The sequence below is a fragment of the Terrimonas sp. genome, assembly GCF_003075435.1.
Lineage (GTDB): Bacteria > Bacteroidota > Bacteroidia > Chitinophagales > Chitinophagaceae > Agriterribacter.
Genome location: NZ_QCZJ01000025.1, coordinates 1 through 18,140 on the forward strand (window position 1 = coordinate 1; position 18,140 = coordinate 18,140).

Annotated in this window: 14 protein-coding genes; all 14 read left to right on the forward strand. The window is 44.3% G+C overall.

What is annotated here, in order from left to right:
- Positions 1 to 220: 220 nt before the first annotated feature.
- The 14 genes from DC498_RS20660 to DC498_RS20725 all read left to right on the forward strand — a co-directional run bounded on the left by DC498_RS20660 (position 221) and on the right by DC498_RS20725 (position 18,137).
- Complete coding sequence (locus DC498_RS20660) at positions 221 to 478, forward strand: DUF6364 family protein (RefSeq protein WP_116876068.1); 258 nt, start codon at positions 221 to 223, stop codon at positions 476 to 478.
- 7 nt (positions 479 to 485) lie between these two features.
- The gene (locus tag DC498_RS20665; protein ID WP_116876069.1) at positions 486 to 908 is read left to right on the forward strand and encodes a type II toxin-antitoxin system VapC family toxin; all 423 of its coding nucleotides are present in this window, start codon (positions 486 to 488) and stop codon (positions 906 to 908) included.
- Positions 909 to 1,132: 224 nt separating this feature from the next.
- On the forward strand, positions 1,133 to 1,903 hold the full coding sequence (locus DC498_RS20670; RefSeq protein ID WP_240628063.1) for a GntR family transcriptional regulator: 771 nt from the start codon (positions 1,133 to 1,135) through the stop codon (positions 1,901 to 1,903).
- Between the two features lie 234 nt (positions 1,904 to 2,137).
- Positions 2,138 to 5,260, forward strand: coding sequence for a SusC/RagA family TonB-linked outer membrane protein (locus tag DC498_RS20675; RefSeq protein ID WP_116876071.1), 3,123 nt, complete (start codon positions 2,138 to 2,140; stop codon positions 5,258 to 5,260).
- Between the two features lie 19 nt (positions 5,261 to 5,279).
- Complete coding sequence (locus DC498_RS20680) at positions 5,280 to 6,761, forward strand: RagB/SusD family nutrient uptake outer membrane protein (RefSeq protein WP_116876072.1); 1,482 nt, start codon at positions 5,280 to 5,282, stop codon at positions 6,759 to 6,761.
- Positions 6,762 to 6,907: 146 nt separating this feature from the next.
- A complete protein-coding gene (locus DC498_RS20685) occupies positions 6,908 to 8,692 on the forward strand; it encodes a class I mannose-6-phosphate isomerase (RefSeq protein WP_116876128.1) in 1,785 nt (594 codons plus the stop codon).
- Complete coding sequence (locus DC498_RS20690) at positions 8,692 to 10,041, forward strand: sugar porter family MFS transporter (protein WP_116876073.1); 1,350 nt, start codon at positions 8,692 to 8,694, stop codon at positions 10,039 to 10,041. Before DC498_RS20685 ends, DC498_RS20690 begins: the two co-directional genes overlap by 1 nt.
- A gap of 26 nt (positions 10,042 to 10,067) precedes the next feature.
- Positions 10,068 to 10,865, forward strand: coding sequence for a hypothetical protein (locus tag DC498_RS20695; protein ID WP_116876074.1), 798 nt, complete (start codon positions 10,068 to 10,070; stop codon positions 10,863 to 10,865).
- Between the two features lie 11 nt (positions 10,866 to 10,876).
- Complete coding sequence (locus tag DC498_RS20700) at positions 10,877 to 12,100, forward strand: DUF4185 domain-containing protein (RefSeq protein ID WP_116876075.1); 1,224 nt, start codon at positions 10,877 to 10,879, stop codon at positions 12,098 to 12,100.
- 122 nt (positions 12,101 to 12,222) lie between these two features.
- Positions 12,223 to 14,949, forward strand: coding sequence for a GH92 family glycosyl hydrolase (locus tag DC498_RS20705; RefSeq protein ID WP_116876076.1), 2,727 nt, complete (start codon positions 12,223 to 12,225; stop codon positions 14,947 to 14,949).
- A gap of 7 nt (positions 14,950 to 14,956) precedes the next feature.
- On the forward strand, positions 14,957 to 15,808 hold the full coding sequence (locus DC498_RS20710; RefSeq protein WP_165813916.1) for an ROK family protein: 852 nt from the start codon (positions 14,957 to 14,959) through the stop codon (positions 15,806 to 15,808).
- Between the two features lie 131 nt (positions 15,809 to 15,939).
- A complete protein-coding gene (locus tag DC498_RS20715) occupies positions 15,940 to 16,731 on the forward strand; it encodes a phosphatidylinositol-specific phospholipase C/glycerophosphodiester phosphodiesterase family protein (RefSeq protein ID WP_116876078.1) in 792 nt (263 codons plus the stop codon).
- Positions 16,732 to 16,895: 164 nt separating this feature from the next.
- Complete coding sequence (locus DC498_RS20720) at positions 16,896 to 17,237, forward strand: hypothetical protein (protein ID WP_133176924.1); 342 nt, start codon at positions 16,896 to 16,898, stop codon at positions 17,235 to 17,237.
- A 105-nt stretch (positions 17,238 to 17,342) separates the two neighbouring features.
- Positions 17,343 to 18,137 (forward strand): MbnP family protein, encoded by a 795-nt coding sequence (locus DC498_RS20725; protein ID WP_116876080.1) that lies wholly within the window; start codon positions 17,343 to 17,345, stop codon positions 18,135 to 18,137.
- Positions 18,138 to 18,140 lie beyond the last annotated feature (3 nt).

Here is an 18,140-nt window from a genome sequence, read left to right on the forward strand (position 1 = left end):
TCTAACTCTCTGACTACTTTTTGCTTAAAGCTAATACTATACCGGATCACCGTTTGGACATCTCTTGTCATGGTATTACAGATTTTTTTGTTCTTAAATCTGTCTACTTATGCTAGGACAAGACATAAACCCCTGATAGCTGATACCTGACAACCGATAGCTAAGAAAATTTCATTTATACGTATAACTTTTTTACATTTGTAGTATAAACATGCTACCAATGGATGCCAAAGTAACTTTAAGCTTTAATGCCGAAGTAATTAAGCAGGCAAAAGCATATGCCGAATCGCAGGGTTTGAGTTTATCCCGCCTTATTGAGTTGCTTTTACAAAAAGTGATCAGCACCGGCCAGCATAATAACATCGAGCATATACCCATAGAAGATTGGGTAAGCATGGTGGCTGAAGGTCCGGCTGAATATAAAACCAAAGCGCTTTCCAAAAAGAAAAAGAAAGAATTTTACGAAAGCCGTAAATAGCCTTGTTGTGAAAGTATTTATTGACGCTAATATCCTGGTGGCTGTTATAAATAAAGAGTATCCCTTATATACTTATGCATCCCGCGTATTGAGCTGGATAACCACTAATAAACATCAGCCTGTTACTACCTCTGTAAGCCTTGCAATCACTTTTTATTTTGCAGAAAAAAAACATGGTACATCATCTGCTAAAGAACGCATCGCTTTGATGGCAGAACATTTAATCATTGCTGATTGTGGCAAAACAGAAGTATTGCAGGCTGCCACTGAAAAAAAGGTAAAAGATTTTGAAGACGGGCTGCAATATTTTGCAGCATTGAATACCGGTTGTAGTTGCATTGTAACGGAAAATGTAAGAGATTTCTATTTCGCTAAAATTGATGTATTGAATGCGAAAGATTTTTTGTTGAAGTTTTATAATAGAATGTAAAGCTGCAGTTATTTACAATTGATAGAGGCGATAAGATAGGAGTGCCAAGCGAAGACGCTTAACATAGAAAGGAACGTGCAGTTCGATACCAGGGTGACGTGCTTTCTGCAGCGGCGCAGGTCATGCAGCCAATAAATCAATCTCGTGATCTCTGATCTAATCAGCGAGAATTTAAAATATATCATGAAATATTTGTTTGTAATAAAAAAGGTTTTACATTTGGTATGTACGAACATACAGACAAAGTAATAGATACGATGACCGATTTTATTATAGATCACAGCAGCGCGGTGCCGCTGCATCTGCAGGTAGAGGATATGTTGAGGAAGCTGATAGAAAAACCGGAATACAAGGATGGAGGAAAGCTGTTGCCCAATGAAATAAATATGGCAAAGCGGCTGGGGGTTTCGAGGAGCACGGTAAGGCAGGCAACCAATAAGCTGGTTTATGAAAGCCTGCTGATCCGTAAAAAAGGCGTGGGCACAAGGGTTGCCAAAAATAATATTTCCACCCGGCTCAACAAATGGACCAGCTTTACGCATGAAATGGATGAAAAAGGGTTGCCTTTTAAAAATTATAGCATAAAAGTGCATATGGTAGTGCCCGATAAGGAGATCCAGCAGCTCTTCGGTATCAGCAAGGGTGAAAAGATATTAAAAATGGAAAGGCTGCGGGGCCCGGAATCGGGACCGGTGGTATATTTCGTATCTTATTTTCATCCGCGTACCGGCTTATCCATGGAAGATGATTTTTCGAAACCATTGTACGAAACGCTTGAAAGGGATCATCATATTGTGGCATCGGTTTCAAAGGAAGGGATCAGCGCTATACTTGCCGACGCGCAACTGAGCAAGGTACTGAACGTTAAAGCCGGAGATCCTATTCTTTTCAGGAAAAGAGTGGTTTGCGATCCGGGGGACCGGCCTTTTGAATATAACCTGGGCTACTACCGTGCCGATAGGTTTACCTATACCATAGATATAGAAAGAGCATAACAGGCTGGCATTAGATATAGGAAAGGAGGAAATTATTTTTGTTCAGTAATATGTACGAACATTTATACATAATGCATACATAGTAATATTATGTAGTGTTAAGTCAAGCAAATTTTGTCTGTGTGTTATCGTGAAAAGTGAGAAGATAAAGGTGAAAGCATGTTTCACGCCTCACATTTCACGTTTGACACAACAATAGGAGCTGTTGCCATTTTATAATTTTAAATATTAACGATGAAGCCTGCAACGATCAAAATGCCTGCCGCATTATTATCAGCCTTTTTCTGCCTGCTCTTTTGCAATGGGCTATCTGCTCAGCATAATACAAAAACCATCAGCGGCGTTGTTACTTCCATCTCCGGCGAACCTTTGCCCGGAGCCAGCATTGCTGTAAAAGGCAATGCCTCCGTCATCACCAAAGCCGCACAGGATGGATCTTTTTCCCTTACAGTGCCCGGTGGTAAATATGTACTGGTCATCTCCTACTCGGGATATGTTACACGGGAAATTACTGACAACAGAGTAAGCGTATTTGATATCCGCCTCACTGAAAATCCTGCGGAGCTGTCAACCGTTGTAGTGATCGGATACGGCACCGCCAGGAAAAGTGATCTTACAGGCTCGGTTGCATCTGTAAAAGCTGATGAGCTGAAAGCAGTACCTGTCACTTCGCTCGACCAGGCGCTTCAGGGAAGAGCTGCCGGCGTGCAGGTTACCCAAAACTCCGGCAAGCCCGGCGCGGAAACGTCTATACGTATACGTGGCACCAGCTCTATCAATGCCGGCAATGAACCGCTGTATGTAATTGATGGTATGCTGGTGAGCAGCGATGGCGGAGACCTGAGCGCCGGCGGCACCCGCGGTCCGCGGCTCAGCCCTTTATCTTCCATTAATCCCGGCGATATAGAATCTGTTGAAATATTAAAAGATGCTTCCGCTACGGCGATCTATGGCAGCCGCGGCGCTAATGGTGTAGTGTTGATCACCACTAAAAAAGGAAGATCCGGGAAAGGCACCCTTTCTTTCGAGACCTATTATGGGGTGCAGTCGGTAGCCAACAAGCTGCAACTGATGAATGCCGCCGAATTTGCCGACCTGGTGAATGACGCTAAGCTGAATGCGAATCAAACGCCCATCTATGTAAATCCTCCTAACCTCGGTAAAGGCACAGACTGGCAGGGGGAGCTGTTCAGAAAAGCGCCTATGGCCAATTACCAGTTGTCTTTTTCCGGCGGCGACGATAAAACGAAATATGCTATCTCCGGCTCTTATTTCGATCAAAAAGGGATCATACTTAATTCTGATTTTAAAAGATATGCTTTCCGTACCAATCTTGAAAGAAAGGTATTTGATAACCTGACCGCAGGCGCCACAGTGGCTTATTCGAGGATCAATAGTACAGGCGTATTGACCAATGCCGGGCAAATAGTGCCGGGAGTGGTAACATCAGCCTTGCTGTTCAATCCCGTACTGCCGGTATATGATTCCACAGCAGACGGGGGATACACTTTTGAGAATGACAGGGGAAAAGTGCTGGGCAACCCTATAGCCGAAGCAAAGGAATATACTTCTACTACCATATTGTCGCGGATATTGGGCAATGTGTTTTTAAGATACAATTTTACTCCCCGGCTTAGCTTTAAAACAAGCTTTGGATTAGACGCATTTACGAATGAAGAGGGAAGCTTCGGTCCCAATTTCTTAAAGCGCACACAGGCAAGTCTTGGGGAAGCATCCATAGGCAAAACAACCGGCTACACCTGGCTGAATGAAAATACGCTCGCTTACAACAACACTTTTAATACAAGACATACTATTGATGCTGTTGCGGGATATACCCTTCAGCAGTTTGCTAACGACAAGCTCTTTGTATATGCATTTGATTTCCCGGATAACCGGACGGGATACCATAACATCGGCGCTGCGCTGAAACCGCAAAAACCTTCCAATTCGGAATCTGCATGGAGCATGGTATCTTACCTGGCAAGGGTGAATTATACCCTAAACGATAAATACCTGCTCACGCTCACAGGCCGTGTGGACGGCTCTTCAAAATTTGCGGAAGGCAATAAATACGGCTTCTTTCCTTCGGGAGCTTTTGCGTGGCGGGTATCTAAAGAAAATTTCATGCAGCAGGTGCATGCCGTTTCTGATCTGAAATTGAGAGCCAGCTACGGCGTATTAGGCAACCAGGCAATACCTCCTTACCAGTCCCTGGCGCTGGTAGGGCCGTATGGCGAAGGTACTTTTCATGCAGGATCGCAAACAGAAGTATATACCGGACAGGAACCGTTGTCGTATGTGAATACAAAACTGAAATGGGAAACCACCCGCCAGCTTGATCTGGGTATTGATCTTTCTTTATTTAATAACCGGGTCAGCTTTACGGGAGATTATTATCAAAAGAAAACATTCGATCTGTTATTATCAAGCCCTATTCCGTTAACTACAGGTTTTTATACCACCCTTTTAAACATCGGGAATATAGAAAACCATGGTGTTGACCTGGATCTGCGCACTTTAAATACCGTAGGCAAATTTGAATGGACATCCGCTTTAAACTTTTCACTGAACAGGAATAAGATCACACAGATCAACAGCGAAACAGATATCATTCTTGAGAATGCGCTGCTGCTGCGCAACGGCGTATCCATCGGCACGTTCTACGGTTATATTTTTGATGGTATTTTTCAGACAGACGCTGAAGCTGCCGGCAGTCCTGTGCTCGTCGGGCAGGAGGCTTCCAGCTCTAACCCCGCCTCTGTTGCGAAGGCAGGAGACAGAAAGTACAGGGATGTGAGCAAGGATGGAAAGATTGATGTTAATGACCGCACCATACTCGGCAGCGCCATGCCCAAATTCACTTACGGGTTCACCAATACTTTTTCATTCAGGAATATTGACCTGTCTGTATTCCTGCAGGGATCTTACGGCAATAAGATGGCCAACTTCAATAGCTATGACCTGCTGAATTTCACAGGTCAGAATAATGTATTGGCTGAAGCGGGCGTAAACAGGTGGACGCCCGAAAATCCCGGCAACAAATATCCCCGCGCTCTGGCAGCAGGCAGCCTCGACCAGGGAATCTTTTCAACAGCTATACTGGAAGATGCATCCTACCTGCGTATTAAAAATATTACGCTCAGCTACCGGCTTTCATCGTCAGCAGCATCAAGGCTGGGAATGTCAAATCTTCGGATATACGTAAGCGGTAGTAACCTTTGGACATTTACCAAATATTCCGGCTATGATCCTGAAGCCAATACCTACGGGCAAAGCACCACACTGGTAGGCATAGACCTGGGAGGATACCCGCAAACACGTATTCTTCAACTGGGATTAAGCGCATCTTTCTAAACACTCCAAGCTTTTAATTATGAAATACAATAACATATACCTGATCATAGCCGCAACGCTTGGCACCGTTATATTTTCTTCCTGCAAAAAATTCCTGGAAGAAGATCCCAAAAGCCAGGTAACGATCACCAACTACTATAAAACAGAAGCGGATGCCATATCTGCCGTCAACTCCATTTATGCATATCTCAACTCCATCAGCACCGGTACTACGGCAGGCGTATACCACAGCACATTCTGGGTAACGATGGGATTAGCCTCCGATGAACTGCTGAATAACCAGGTAGCCGCTCCGCAATTCGATCAACTGGCAACCTTTACCTATACTTCGCAAAATAGCGCGCTTGAAGAAATATGGGCAATGCATTATAAAACCATTACCATTGCCAATATAGCCATAGCACGCATACCGGGCATAGCCATGAATGAATCGCTGAAAAACAGGCTGGTGGGAGAAGCGAAATTTTTAAGAGCGCTGATGTATTTTAATATGGTGCGCATGTTTGGCAGCATTCCCCTGCTGGTAGAAGAAAATAATCCGCTGACGCCTCCTCCTGCTTCGGCTGAAACCATATATGCACAGATCACCAGTGATCTTGATTTTGCTGCGGATAATCTTCCCGACAGCTATGATCCGGGTAACGGCAGGGGGCGCGCCACGAATGGTGCTGCCAATGCACTGCTGGCAAAAGTTTACCTTACACAAAAGCAATGGGACAAAGCTGCCACTACTGCAAAAAAAGTGATTGATTCCAACCGGTATGCACTGTGGGAAGATTTTGCAGATGTATTTAAGCTCTCCAGCCGCAATGGGAAAGAAGCGATATTTTCCGTAGGGTTCGGGGATGCAGGTGGCGCCATCATATTCTGGGAAGCAGGCCAGTTCCAGGTAAGGCTTTTGCCTCCCGACTTAAGTGTGGAAGGCGTAAAAAATGCGCAGGGCTGGCAGATCCCTACAGAGTACTTATATAACCGGTACGATGCAGACGACAGGAGAAGAGCCGTAACTTTTATTACTGAGATCAATGATCCGGCCACAGGCCCAAAAACGATCAGGCCCTATATACAAAAATACTGGGATCGTGCTGCAGAGCCTACCGGCAATGAATCTTCAAATGATTTTCCTGTATTGCGCTATGCGGATGTATTGCTCATGTATGCAGAAGCCAGTAACGAATTGGGGCAAACAGTTGTAGCTGAAGAGTATATTAATAAAATAAGAAAGAGAGCGCGGTTTAATGGTACGAACTATCTGCCAACGGTGCCGGATTATTCAGGGTTGAGTAAAGACCAGGTGCGCGACGCCATCATTAAGGAACGGCTGCTTGAGTTTGTGGCAGAAGGACAAAGGTGGTTTGATCTTGCCCGTACCAATACGCTGACAGAGAAAGTGCCTTTGGCCAAACCCGGCGTTACACCACAAACTAAAAATTACCTGTTCCCTATCCCGCAGAGAGAAATAGACCTGAACAATTCCCTGGAACAAAATACCGGGTATTGAGAGATGGCAGACGTGGGAAGCGAGATGTGAAATGTGAGATGATAAATGTGAGACGGCATAATTTCACTTTTCTCATTTCACTTCTCACGATGAGCAATAACATAATATAATTGACATAAAGTATAACAACATTTAAAACATTGGCATTGAAGAAATCGAACTTTAACAAATTTCCCTCTGTAGCCGTCAACGGGCTTACAGCTATTGAAGGTTGGGCAGATATCCTGGATGCGATTAATACTAAACTTAGTGAAGCCGGCTCTTCCCGGCATAAAACAATTGTAATTGAATGTTACCAGGGAGTGGTCATACAACCTCTTATAACGCAACTGGAAGAAAGTATACCCGGTTTAAAATGTATTAACGCGGAAACAGCATTGCGCAGCAGTGAAGAAATAGCAGAGATGGTCTACCCCTTTGTTACCGACGACCCGGTATTCGGTTATATCACTTCTCTTACTATACAGCATTTTTTTGATCCTGGGAAAATACAGCACCTGCAACGGGAGCTCTCAGATACTCCGGGAATACGGTGTATATATGGCACAGGAGCTTCCCTGATCGCACCTGATCCGGATATTTTCATTTATGCCGATATGCCCCGCTGGGAAATACAGTTGCGCTTTCGCAGAAATGAAGTTTCCAACCTGGGCGCGGATAACAAGAAAGCGGAATTTTCTTACCAGTACAGGCGCGCCTTCTTTGTAGACTGGCGTGTACTGGATCGTTTTAAACAAGAACTGTTCGGCAAATGGGACTATGTGCTGGATACTACCGGTGCCGCACAACCGAAGATGGTAAGCGGCGAAGCTTATTTTAAGGCCCTCGAATTAACAGCCGGTCAGCCTTTCAGGGTAGTGCCGTTTTTTGATCCCGGCCCCTGGGGAGGGCAATGGCTGAAAGAAGTATGTGACCTGGATCGTTCGGCAACCAATTATGCATGGGGCTTTGATTGTGTGCCTGAAGAAAACAGCCTGCTGCTGAATTTTGAAGGCGTGGTTTTTGAAACGCCTGCCATCAACCTGGTGTTCTGTCAGCCAAAGCAACTGCTTGGCGAAAAAGTATATGAAGCTTTCGGAGCGGAATTTCCCATACGATTCGATTTCCTGGATACTATGCAGGGTGGCAATCTCAGCCTGCAGGTACATCCCTTAAAATCCTATATCAGGGAAAAATTCGGAATGGCATATACTCAGGATGAGAGCTACTATATGCTGGAAGCAGCGGATGATGCGATCGCCTTTTTAGGGCTGAACGAAAATATTGAACCTGCAAAAATGCTGGCAGCTTTGGAAGAGGCGCAGCAAAATGGCGTAAGCTTTCCAGCGGAAGCATATGTGCAGAAATGGCCCATTAAAAAACACGATCACCTCCTGATACCTGCCGGCACCGTGCATTGTTCCGGCGCTAACAGTGTGGTACTGGAGATCAGCGCTACGCCGTATATCTTCACCTTTAAGCTATGGGACTGGGACAGGCCCGGCCTGGATGGCAAGCCACGCCCTATTTCCCTGGAACATGGAAAAAATGCTATCCAGTGGAACAGGACTGCCTCCTGGGTAAAAGATAATATCATTAATCATATACAAAAAGTTGCCGAAGGAGACGGATGGACAGAAGAATCTACCGGACTGCACCCCGATTCATTTATCGAAACAAGGCGTCACCGGTTTACTAAAAAAGTAGCCCATCATACCGGCGGCGTTGTAAATGTTATCAACCTGGTAGAGGGACGCGAAGTTATCATTGAAAGCCCTGCCGGCGCTTTTGCCCCGATGGTAATTCATTATGTTGAAACATTCATTGTTCCCGCCGGCGTGGGAGCATATACCATTCGCCCTTACGGAGAGAGCGAAGGAAAACCTTGTGTTACACTAAAGGCTTATGTAAGAAAGGAAAACCTGATTGATTATAAAATTAATGAACGCTGATGCGAAACAACTTAAAATACGTTTATCAATATACCGTTGTTGCCGCAGTGGGAGGTTTATTATTCGGGTATGACACTGCCGTGATCTCAGGCGCTATTGGTTTTATACAAAAGCAATACGGGCTCTCCGCTGCCATGACCGGCTGGGCTGCTTCCTGCGCGCTTATAGGCTGTATGCTGGGTGCTATGATGGCAGGATGGCTGAGCGACAGCTTCGGCAGGAAAAAAGTATTGCTCCTGTCGGCACTGGCATTTGCGGTTTCTTCCCTGGGCATCCTGCCGGCATCAGGCCTTTCCTGGTTTGTTTTTTTCAGGATGATCGGTGGTATCGGCATTGGCATCGCCTCCATTGTTTCTCCCATGTATATTTCGGAAATAGCGCCTGCGCATATACGTGGCCGGCTTATTTCCATTTACCAGCTTGGCATTGTGCTGGGTATTCTCCTCATTTATTTTGTCAACGCCGTTATTGCCGGAATGTATGATGAAAGCTGGAATATCACAACGGGGTGGCGGTATATGTTTGGGTCAGGGCTTATTCCCTCCCTGGCTTTTGTGTTATTGTTATTTACGGTGCCGGAAAGCCCGCGCTGGCTGGCCCGGCAAAACCTGTGGCAGAAAGCAGAAGCTGTACTGAACAAAGTGAGTGAAGCAAATGTAGCGGAGGAATTAAATAATATCCGCATTGCATTGCATACAAGAGAAGGCGGTTTTAAAGAATTGTTTAAGCCCGGCCTGCGCAAGGCTTTGGCAATAGGTATTATCCTTTCTGTTTTTTCGCAGGTCACTGGTATTAATGTGATCATGTATTATGCGCCGGAGATATTCAAAGCTACCGGTGAGGGCACTTCATCCGCCCTGGTACAAACAGTGCTGGTAGGTGGCATTAATGCTGTGATGACGCTCGTTGCTATAAAATATGTAGACAGGCTCGGGCGTAAAAAACTGCTGTTAACAGGTGCGGCAGGAATGGCAGTATGTCTTGCCGTAATAGGCTGGGCGTTTTACAACCAGATGACCACCGGCTACTGGGTGCTTGCAGGTATACTCCTGTATATCTGCTTCTTTGCCATGTCGCTCGGGCCGCTCACGTTTGTGGTGGTATCAGAGATATTTCCTACCCATGTGCGGGGAAGGGCAATGTCTGTCGCTATATTTTTTCTTTGGTTATCAGTATATATTGTTTCGCAAACTTTTCCCATGCTGCTGAACGCTATCGGAAGCGCTTATACATTCTGGATATATATGATCATGTCGGTGCTTGCTTTCCTGTTTGTGTGGAAGCAGGTGCCTGAAACCAGGGAAAAGACGCTTGAAGAAATTGAACAAATGTGGTCTGCATTAAAATGATTTTAAAAATTTAAACTATAACGATTATGCTACGCTGTAAGCCTTTTGCATGTATAACCCTTTTGCTGCTGCTGACTGCAGCCGGTTGTAAAAAGGATTCCAACAATGAAAATGGTCTTTTGTTAAAGCTTACGCCTGATAACGTAACTGGTAAATCGGGCCGTATTGTTGAAGCTACTTTATCCATTACATCCGCAACGCCTGTTAAAAGCATTGTGATCTATAAAACCATCAATCTTAAACGCGATAATACCTTCGGCGGCAGTGGTACTGAAACAGTCAGCCCGGTAAGCACAGGAACCGACACCTATGAATATAAATTCACTTACCAGCTCCTGGGAGAGGAAGTAGACAAGCTGGTTGGATTTAACTTTCACGTAGAAAATAATAATGGTTCGGCGGCAGAAAAAGACCTCACTGTCAATACCACCACTTCCGGGCAGCAGATCATGTACAGCCGGAAATGGAAGCTGATCTCAAGAATGTGGATCTCTGTAACTCCTCCTGCGGAGGATATGAAAGAATGTGAGAAAGATGATGTTTATTCCTGGAACGAAGACAGCACCTATAACATTAATTTCGGAAGCAATGCCTGTACCTTCGACGGTTTTAATGTGTTTGACCGCTGGGAGCTGAGCGAAGATGAAAAAACACTGACACAGGTATATCATTCCCTGTTTGATCCTGCTGCCATCACTACCGAAACCTATACTGTCAAAACGTTGACAAGCACAAAGATCGTCATGTCGCAGTTGATTGACCTCACAGTATTCGGTTTAACAGATCATGAAGAATTTGAATCCACTTTTGAACCGGCGCCATAAAATAAACAAGCATGAAAGATTTTAAGAAGACAGCATTTATCGCGGCGGCATTTGCCATCATGTCCTGCAACAATAATGATATAAACAATAAAGCTGAAGAAGACAGCCTGTCCTTAACACACCTGCAGTTCAGCGTGGAACGGGCAGAAGACTGGTCGGGCATGTTCCTGCGCAAGCACGGATGGTTTGGAGGAGACGGTATATTTGCAACAACGGCAAACGGCGTTGAAAAAGAAGGGTCGGCAAAAGAAAGCGAAACAATGATCTGGTTCAGCGATACCATGTTTGGCGATATCATCAATGATTCTTTGCAGACCGGCTATGGAATGATCAACAATTCCGTTGCCTGTCTGCAGGGAGGAAAGCCTGATACGGCTTCTATCCGTTTTTACTGGGATCAAACTCCGGAAGGAAAGCCTACATCTGTTTTTATTCCTCAAACACCTGCTGCTAAAGAAAAAGAGTATTACTGGCTGGGAGATGGCTTTACCAACCAGGAAAAAAATAATGATATCTATATTTTCGGGTACCGTATCAGCAATATTCCGGGGGTAGCTGTTTTCGGATTCAAAGAAGAGGGTAATACACTCATCACTATCCCGGCCAACGAAAAGCCGCCATACAAAAACATGCGCCAGTTGGATATTCCTTTCTTTCAGAACCAGCCGGTGGATGCTGTAGGATCGTTTGGAGCAGGTATACTCGTAAATACTGCCAAAGCCGGAGCGGCAAAGCCAGATGGTTATGTATATATCTATGGCGTGAGAGGTAAAGCAAAAGAAGTGATGGTGGCACGTGTGAAGCCTGCCGGTATTGAAACCTTCAGCGAATGGAGATTCTGGAATGGTACAGACTGGGCCGCTGATGTGAACGACATTAAACCCATAGCCGACAGGGCATCCAACGAGCTGAGTGTTACACCACTGGCTGATGGCAGGTACCTGATGGTTTTTCAAAAAGACGGGTTGGGAAAATTTGTAGGTATGCGGTTGGGCGCTTCGCCCGCAGGCCCGTTCGGGCCTATAATAGATGTATATGATGTAAGTGAAGACCTGAAAGAGAGTAAAAATCTTTTTCCCTATAACGCCAAGGCCCATCCGGTAATCTCTGCGCCGGGTGAGTTATTAATCAGCTATAATATCAATTCATTCGATTTTGACAAAGACATAAAATTATTTCCCAATCTCTACCGGCCGAGGTTTATACGCCTGAAGTACCGGTTGGGTAAAGAGTAAGCCTGGTTGCAGGTTGCAGGTTACAGGTACTCAAACTAAAAACCTGTAGCTAAATAGTAAGCCTGCGGCTAACAACCTGTAACCTGCAACCTGTAACTTCCCTCATCCTTCAAAGTTCATGCATGAAAATACGTTCTTCTTTCTTTGTTATTATACTGCTGGCCGGCTGCCATACCATGCAGGCCGGAACACGGAATATTGCAGGTAAAGCAACCATAACCGTATCTACCCAATTAAGTGATGCTTATTCCGGCAACAATGCTGTTGACGGGATAATCGGGATTGACGGTAAAGGAGAATGGGCCTGTGAAGGCAAAACCACTGATTGGGGCTATATCCGTTTTCCCTGGATACAGCTTACCTGGAATGAGCCTCAACTGATCAACAAAATCGTGCTGTACGATCGCCCTTCTCCTGTGGATAATATTGCCGGCGGAAAGCTTATTTTCAGCGATGGCTCTGAATTATGGGTCAACCAGATCCCCGCAGACGGAACAGGTAAGGCAATACAATTTCCGGCGAAGAAAGTTGACTGGGTAAAATTTGTGGTCACCGATGGCAGCGGCGCTGATCTCGGTTTTTCTGAAATAGAAGTATTTCCTTCTCCCGTGCAAATGAATGATTATGTATCGTGGGTAGATCCGTATATAGAGACCAATAGAGGAAGATATTTTTTCTTTATAACCGGGGGTGTTCCGTTTGGTATGGCTACCAGCGCCCCGCTTACCAGGAATAAAAATCAGAACGGCGGAGGATACAACTATAATGAAACGGAAATACTGGGGTTTGAACAGATTCATACCTGGATGATATCGGGCATTGAAATAATGCCGGCGACCGTAAAAGAAAATCCTGCTGCCGGTCAGCAGGGATGGAAATCCGCTTTTAATCATGATGATGAAATTGTACAGCCGGGCTATCACCGTGTGATGCTGCAGGATAATAAAATATGGGTGGAGCAAACCGCAACGGAGCGTGTAAATTTTTACAGGTTCACTTATACAAAAGATACAGATGCCCGTATCATCATTAACCTGGGCGGCTATGTGGCTAACAGCACAATGGAGAATGCGCATATCACCAAAGTAAGCAATACCGAAATAGAAGGCTGGTTCAGCTCGGTGAAAAGATATTGGGGCGGTCCCAAAGAGGTGAAGATATTTTTCGTCATTCAGTTTGATAAATCCTTTGATCACTTAGATGCCTGGCAGGGAACGAACCGGCAACAAAACATAGCCACTGCTTCAGGCGACAGCCTTGCGCTGGGCGCCGCCTATACGCTTAAAAAAGGAGATATGCTGCAAATGAAAATAGGGCTTTCTTATACCACCGTTGCCAATGCAAGGAATAACCTCAACACAGAATGCACTACCTGGGATTTTGAAGCGGTGAAAAATAATACACAGCAGGTATGGAATGAGTGGTTAGGAAAGATCGCGGTAAAAGGAGGATCTGAAAAAAATAAAATAAAGTTCTATACCGATCTCTGGCATGTGCTGCTGGGCAGGCAAAAGATCACGGATGTTTCCGGTGACTATCCTGACAGGACCACCGGCAAAAGAGAAGGCAATTTCACTGATGCTGTTTTCAGGATCAAAACAGTTCCCAAAGATGCGGAAGGCAAACCTGTATTCCAGATGTATAATTCCGATGCATGGTGGCTCACACAATGGAACCTGAATATTCTCTGGGGATTGGCCTGGCCGGAAATGATGGACGAATTTTCCGCATCCATGATCGAGTATGCCAATAACGGTTATTTATTGCCGCGGGGCCCCTGCGGCGGCGGCTATTCTTATATTATGACGAGTTGCCCTGCATCCAATCTTATTGTCAGCACTTATATGAAAGGCCTGTTGACGAAAGTGGATTCCCGTCATGCCTATGACGTGGTGAAGCGGAATCATTTACCGGGCGGTATGCTTGGCTCAAAAGAAGACATCAGTTTTTATACCCAAAAAGGATGGTGGCCGGATAACGCGGGCATTACCATAGAAGCTGCCTTCCAGGATTGGGGCATCGCACAGATGGCATATACATTAGGAAAGAAAAAAGACTATAGCTTTTTCAATAACCGCTCCAAAGGATGGACAAATTGTTTTGACGATCAGACAAAGTGGTTGCTTCCGAAGAATAAAAAGGGTGAGTTTATGCATAAAGACCCGTTGAGCGGCAATGGCTGGATTGAAGCCAATGCATGGCAGGCTACCTGGGGCTTATCGCACGCATTACCGGAGCTTATCACTAAAATGGGCGGGGCGGATACTTTTTGCCAACGGCTCAATTACGCATTTGAGCAATCAAGAGCCAGCAATTTTGTATTCGGCTATACCGAAGGATATGTCAGCTATGCCAACCAGCCGGGCTGCTCCAATGCGCATGTGTTCAGCTATGCCGGCAAACCCTGGCTCACACAATACTGGGTACGCAGGGTAAGAGAACAGGCTTATGGCGATACCACGCCCGATATGGGATATGGAGGGCATGATGAAGACCAGGGGCAAATGGGAGCAGTGAGCGCCCTGATGTCTATCGGGCTTTTCAGTATCACCGGCAATGAGTCTGTTAACCCTGTATATGAAATTACCTCTCCTGTATTTGATGAAGTAGTCATCCGGTTAAACAGGCGCTACTACAGCGGGGATACATTTACCATCACCACTTACAACAACAGCAGCAGCAATGATTATATACAAAAGGCAAGCCTGAACGGGCAACGCTATGATAATTTCTGGTTTTCCCATGATCTCTTTTCAAAAGGCGGCAGGCTGGAGCTTTGGCTGGGAGACAAGCCCAATGAAAAATGGGGCGTAAACCAATTACCTTCGCTGCAACCTAATGCAAAATAATCCAGTTATGAATTTAGTTGCCGGAGCAGATATCGGAGGATCACATATTACCGCAGGACTGGTTGATATAGACAACAGGAAACTGATTGATTCGTCTGTGGTAAGAAAACATATTGACCCGGCAGCGGATAGTGATATTATTATCGGGCAATGGTGTGATGCCATACTTGATTGCCATAAAACTGTCGGCATTACTATTCAGCAAACAGGTATTGCCATGCCCGGGCCTTTTGATTATGTAAACGGCATCAGTTATATTAAAGGGCTGCACAAATATGAAAACCTGTATGGATTGAATGTAAAAAGCATGATGGCAAAACAGTTGCAGGTTGAACCGGCGCAGATCAGTTTTAAGAATGACGCGCAGGCTTTTATGGCGGGAGAATTATTCTGCGGCTGTGCGGCAGGATATAGTAATGTAGTCGGCATTACGCTGGGCACAGGTCTTGGTTCTGCCGTTTATTATAATAATGAACAACGGGAAGGCGACCTGTATTGTATGCCCTTCAGGGAAGGTATGGCGGAAGATTATATCTCCTCACGCTGGTTTGTTTTTGAATATGAAAAGCTCACAGGCAATACAGTAAAAGGTGTAAAAGAACTTGCAGACAGGATGCATACCGACCCGCATGCCGCCCGTTTATTCGAAACCTTTGGCGCCACGCTGGCGGAAGTATTGCTCCTTCGCTATAAGGATCAAAATCCGGAGATCATTTTTATCGGCGGCAATATCGCACATGCCTGGGATTGTTTTATTCCTTCGGCGATCAGATACCTGGAAGAGCGGGATAGTACCATCAGGCTTACAAAAGCTATGCTGGGCGAAAAAGCCGCGCTGATCGGTGCGTGCTGCGGGTAATTGTTATCATAATTTGCCTTTACCCTTCAGCATAAGTTTTTTCCTAGTGTATCATTTTTATCGGCGGCGGGTTCCAAAGTTTTTGTCCTTATACTTCCTATCCCTTAGCTTTATCGTATCAATTCATCACTATGTACAAATTAAGTATTGTTTGCCTGTTAATATTTTTTCAGAGCATTGCTTTTTCACAACCTACGGTATATACTACTGCCAATGCACATTCGCATAATGATTATGAAAAGCCGCAACCTTTTACTGCCGCATACAATCAGCAATTTGGCTCAATAGAGGCGGATATTTTTTTGAAAGATGATGAGCTGTATGTTGCTCACACTGATGACCAGCTGGCGCAGAAACGAACGCTGGAGGCTTTTTACCTGAAACCATTAGCCGCGCTTATAAAAGAAAATAAAGGACTTGCTTACGCTGATAAAAAAAGGCAGTTACAGCTAATGATAGATATTAAAACAGAAGCGGTAAGCACGTTGAACAAACTGATAGAACAAATCAAAAAATATCCTTCGCTTATTACCTGCCCTACTTTAAAAATTGTTATTTCCGGTAACCGGCCGGCGCCTTTTGCTTTTGCCGATTTACCGGACTTTATTCATTTTGACGCGCAGTTTACTGTTGATTACCCTGAAGCTGCTTTAAAAAAAGTAGAAATGTACAGTGATAATTTTAAAAATTATTCTGCATGGAACGGGCAGGGAAATATACCGGAGAAAGATAGTACAGCTATTGCTGCCGCTATTGCCAAAGCACATGCTTTTCATAAAACAGTTCGTTTCTGGAATGCACCTGATACACCCGAAGCCTGGAACTTTTTTATGAATGCAGGTGTTGATTATATAAACACTGATCATATTGCAGAGATAGCTGAGTATCTTAACCGGAAAACGAAAGGCCGCAGGAAAATGTAAATATCGCACGTTGATCATCCACCTTCTCACGAAAAACGCAACTGATAACACTTAAATATTATTATGACTCTGGTCACATTTTATCTGCAGTTTAGTATATACATTTGCACATTCTTATTTCTGTAATGGTAAAATATTTTATAACTGTAATTTTATTAGCCTGTATGATGCTGCAAACTTTCAGCAGCGCTATTATTGTGGTTGATTATTATGCCAATACCGGTAACTATGCTAAAAATTGCGAGAATAAATATGTTCCGCAAATGCATTGTAACGGTAAATGCCAATTGATGCAGAAGTTGAAAAAAGAAGAAAAGAAAGAACAGCAGAATCCTGAAAGAAAGCTGGAGCATAAGAATGAAATTCCGCTCTCATCAAAATCTTTTTTCGCTACATTATTTACGCTTTGCGGAGATGCAGGTAAAATACGATTCCCTGTTTACGCTGAAGGAAAAACTATAAAATTCTCCCGCATTCTTTTCCATCCGCCGGATGCGAAAGCATAAATATCATCATTTTAGCTTGATAAGTTTATTGATATGCTGGTGCATGTATTAGTGTGCCTGCATACAGGCTAATGCTTTTATCAAACATTCATAACAAAACATTCCATGAAACATATTTTATATACAGCGATAATCTCGTTGCTGATTTTTTCTTCCTGCAAAAAAGACAATACCAACGAATATAACAGTAATAATAAGGGAGAGCTTTCCATAGAATTTGACAATATAGTAGGTGGTGAAAATCTCGCGTTAAACACAGGATCGTATACCAATTCCAGCGGTGAAACCTACAAGATCACAACACTTAAATACTTTATCAGTAATATTTCATTAGGAAAAGCTGACGGCACAACGTATACTGTTCCGCAGAATGACAGTTACTTTTTAATTGAAGAAGGTAATGAAGATGCGGATCATGCTTCCATAGAAGTTCCGGAAGGAGAATATAAAACCCTTACGTTTATGGTGGGTATAGATAGCCTGCGCAATACCAAAGATGTAAGTGAAAGAACAGGGGCGCTTGACCCGGCAGGTACTGCTAACGGCATGTATTGGGGCTGGAACAGCGGCTATATTTTCTTTAAAATTGAAGGCACTTCAACTGCATCAACCGCAGACGGGAATATGTTTATGTATCATATAGGTGGTTTTGGCGGATACTCTTCTTCTACCATCAATAATATAAAAACCGTTACGCTCAATTTAGAGCCGGGCGGTACTCCGAAAGTACACCAGGCTAAGGAAACCAATATTCATTTGATGGTTGATATTGCCAAACTTTTTGATAATAAATCACACATTAGTATAAAGGAGCATGCTGCAGTTATGTTTGATGCATACAGCACAACTATTGCAGATAACTACGCTACTATGTTTCGCCATGATCATACAGAAAACTAATGT

Excerpts from the sequence above, each read along its gene's own strand:
- DC498_RS20695 (WP_116876074.1), top strand. The coding sequence starts at position 10,068 with ATGCTACGCTGTAAGCCTTTTGCATGTATAACCCTTTTGCTGCTGCTG.
- DC498_RS20690 (WP_116876073.1), top strand. The coding sequence starts at position 8,692 with ATGCGAAACAACTTAAAATACGTTTATCAATATACCGTTGTTGCCGCA.
- DC498_RS20675 (WP_116876071.1), top strand. The coding sequence starts at position 2,138 with ATGAAGCCTGCAACGATCAAAATGCCTGCCGCATTATTATCAGCCTTT.
- DC498_RS20715 (WP_116876078.1), top strand. The coding sequence starts at position 15,940 with ATGTACAAATTAAGTATTGTTTGCCTGTTAATATTTTTTCAGAGCATT.
- DC498_RS20720 (WP_133176924.1), top strand. The coding sequence starts at position 16,896 with ATGATGCTGCAAACTTTCAGCAGCGCTATTATTGTGGTTGATTATTAT.
- DC498_RS20725 (WP_116876080.1), top strand. The coding sequence starts at position 17,343 with ATGAAACATATTTTATATACAGCGATAATCTCGTTGCTGATTTTTTCT.
- DC498_RS20660 (WP_116876068.1), top strand. The coding sequence starts at position 221 with ATGGATGCCAAAGTAACTTTAAGCTTTAATGCCGAAGTAATTAAGCAG.
- DC498_RS20670 (WP_240628063.1), top strand. The coding sequence starts at position 1,133 with ATGTACGAACATACAGACAAAGTAATAGATACGATGACCGATTTTATT.
- DC498_RS20710 (WP_165813916.1), top strand. The coding sequence starts at position 14,957 with ATGAATTTAGTTGCCGGAGCAGATATCGGAGGATCACATATTACCGCA.
- DC498_RS20705 (WP_116876076.1), top strand. The coding sequence starts at position 12,223 with ATGAAAATACGTTCTTCTTTCTTTGTTATTATACTGCTGGCCGGCTGC.
- DC498_RS20680 (WP_116876072.1), top strand. The coding sequence starts at position 5,280 with ATGAAATACAATAACATATACCTGATCATAGCCGCAACGCTTGGCACC.
- DC498_RS20700 (WP_116876075.1), top strand. The coding sequence starts at position 10,877 with ATGAAAGATTTTAAGAAGACAGCATTTATCGCGGCGGCATTTGCCATC.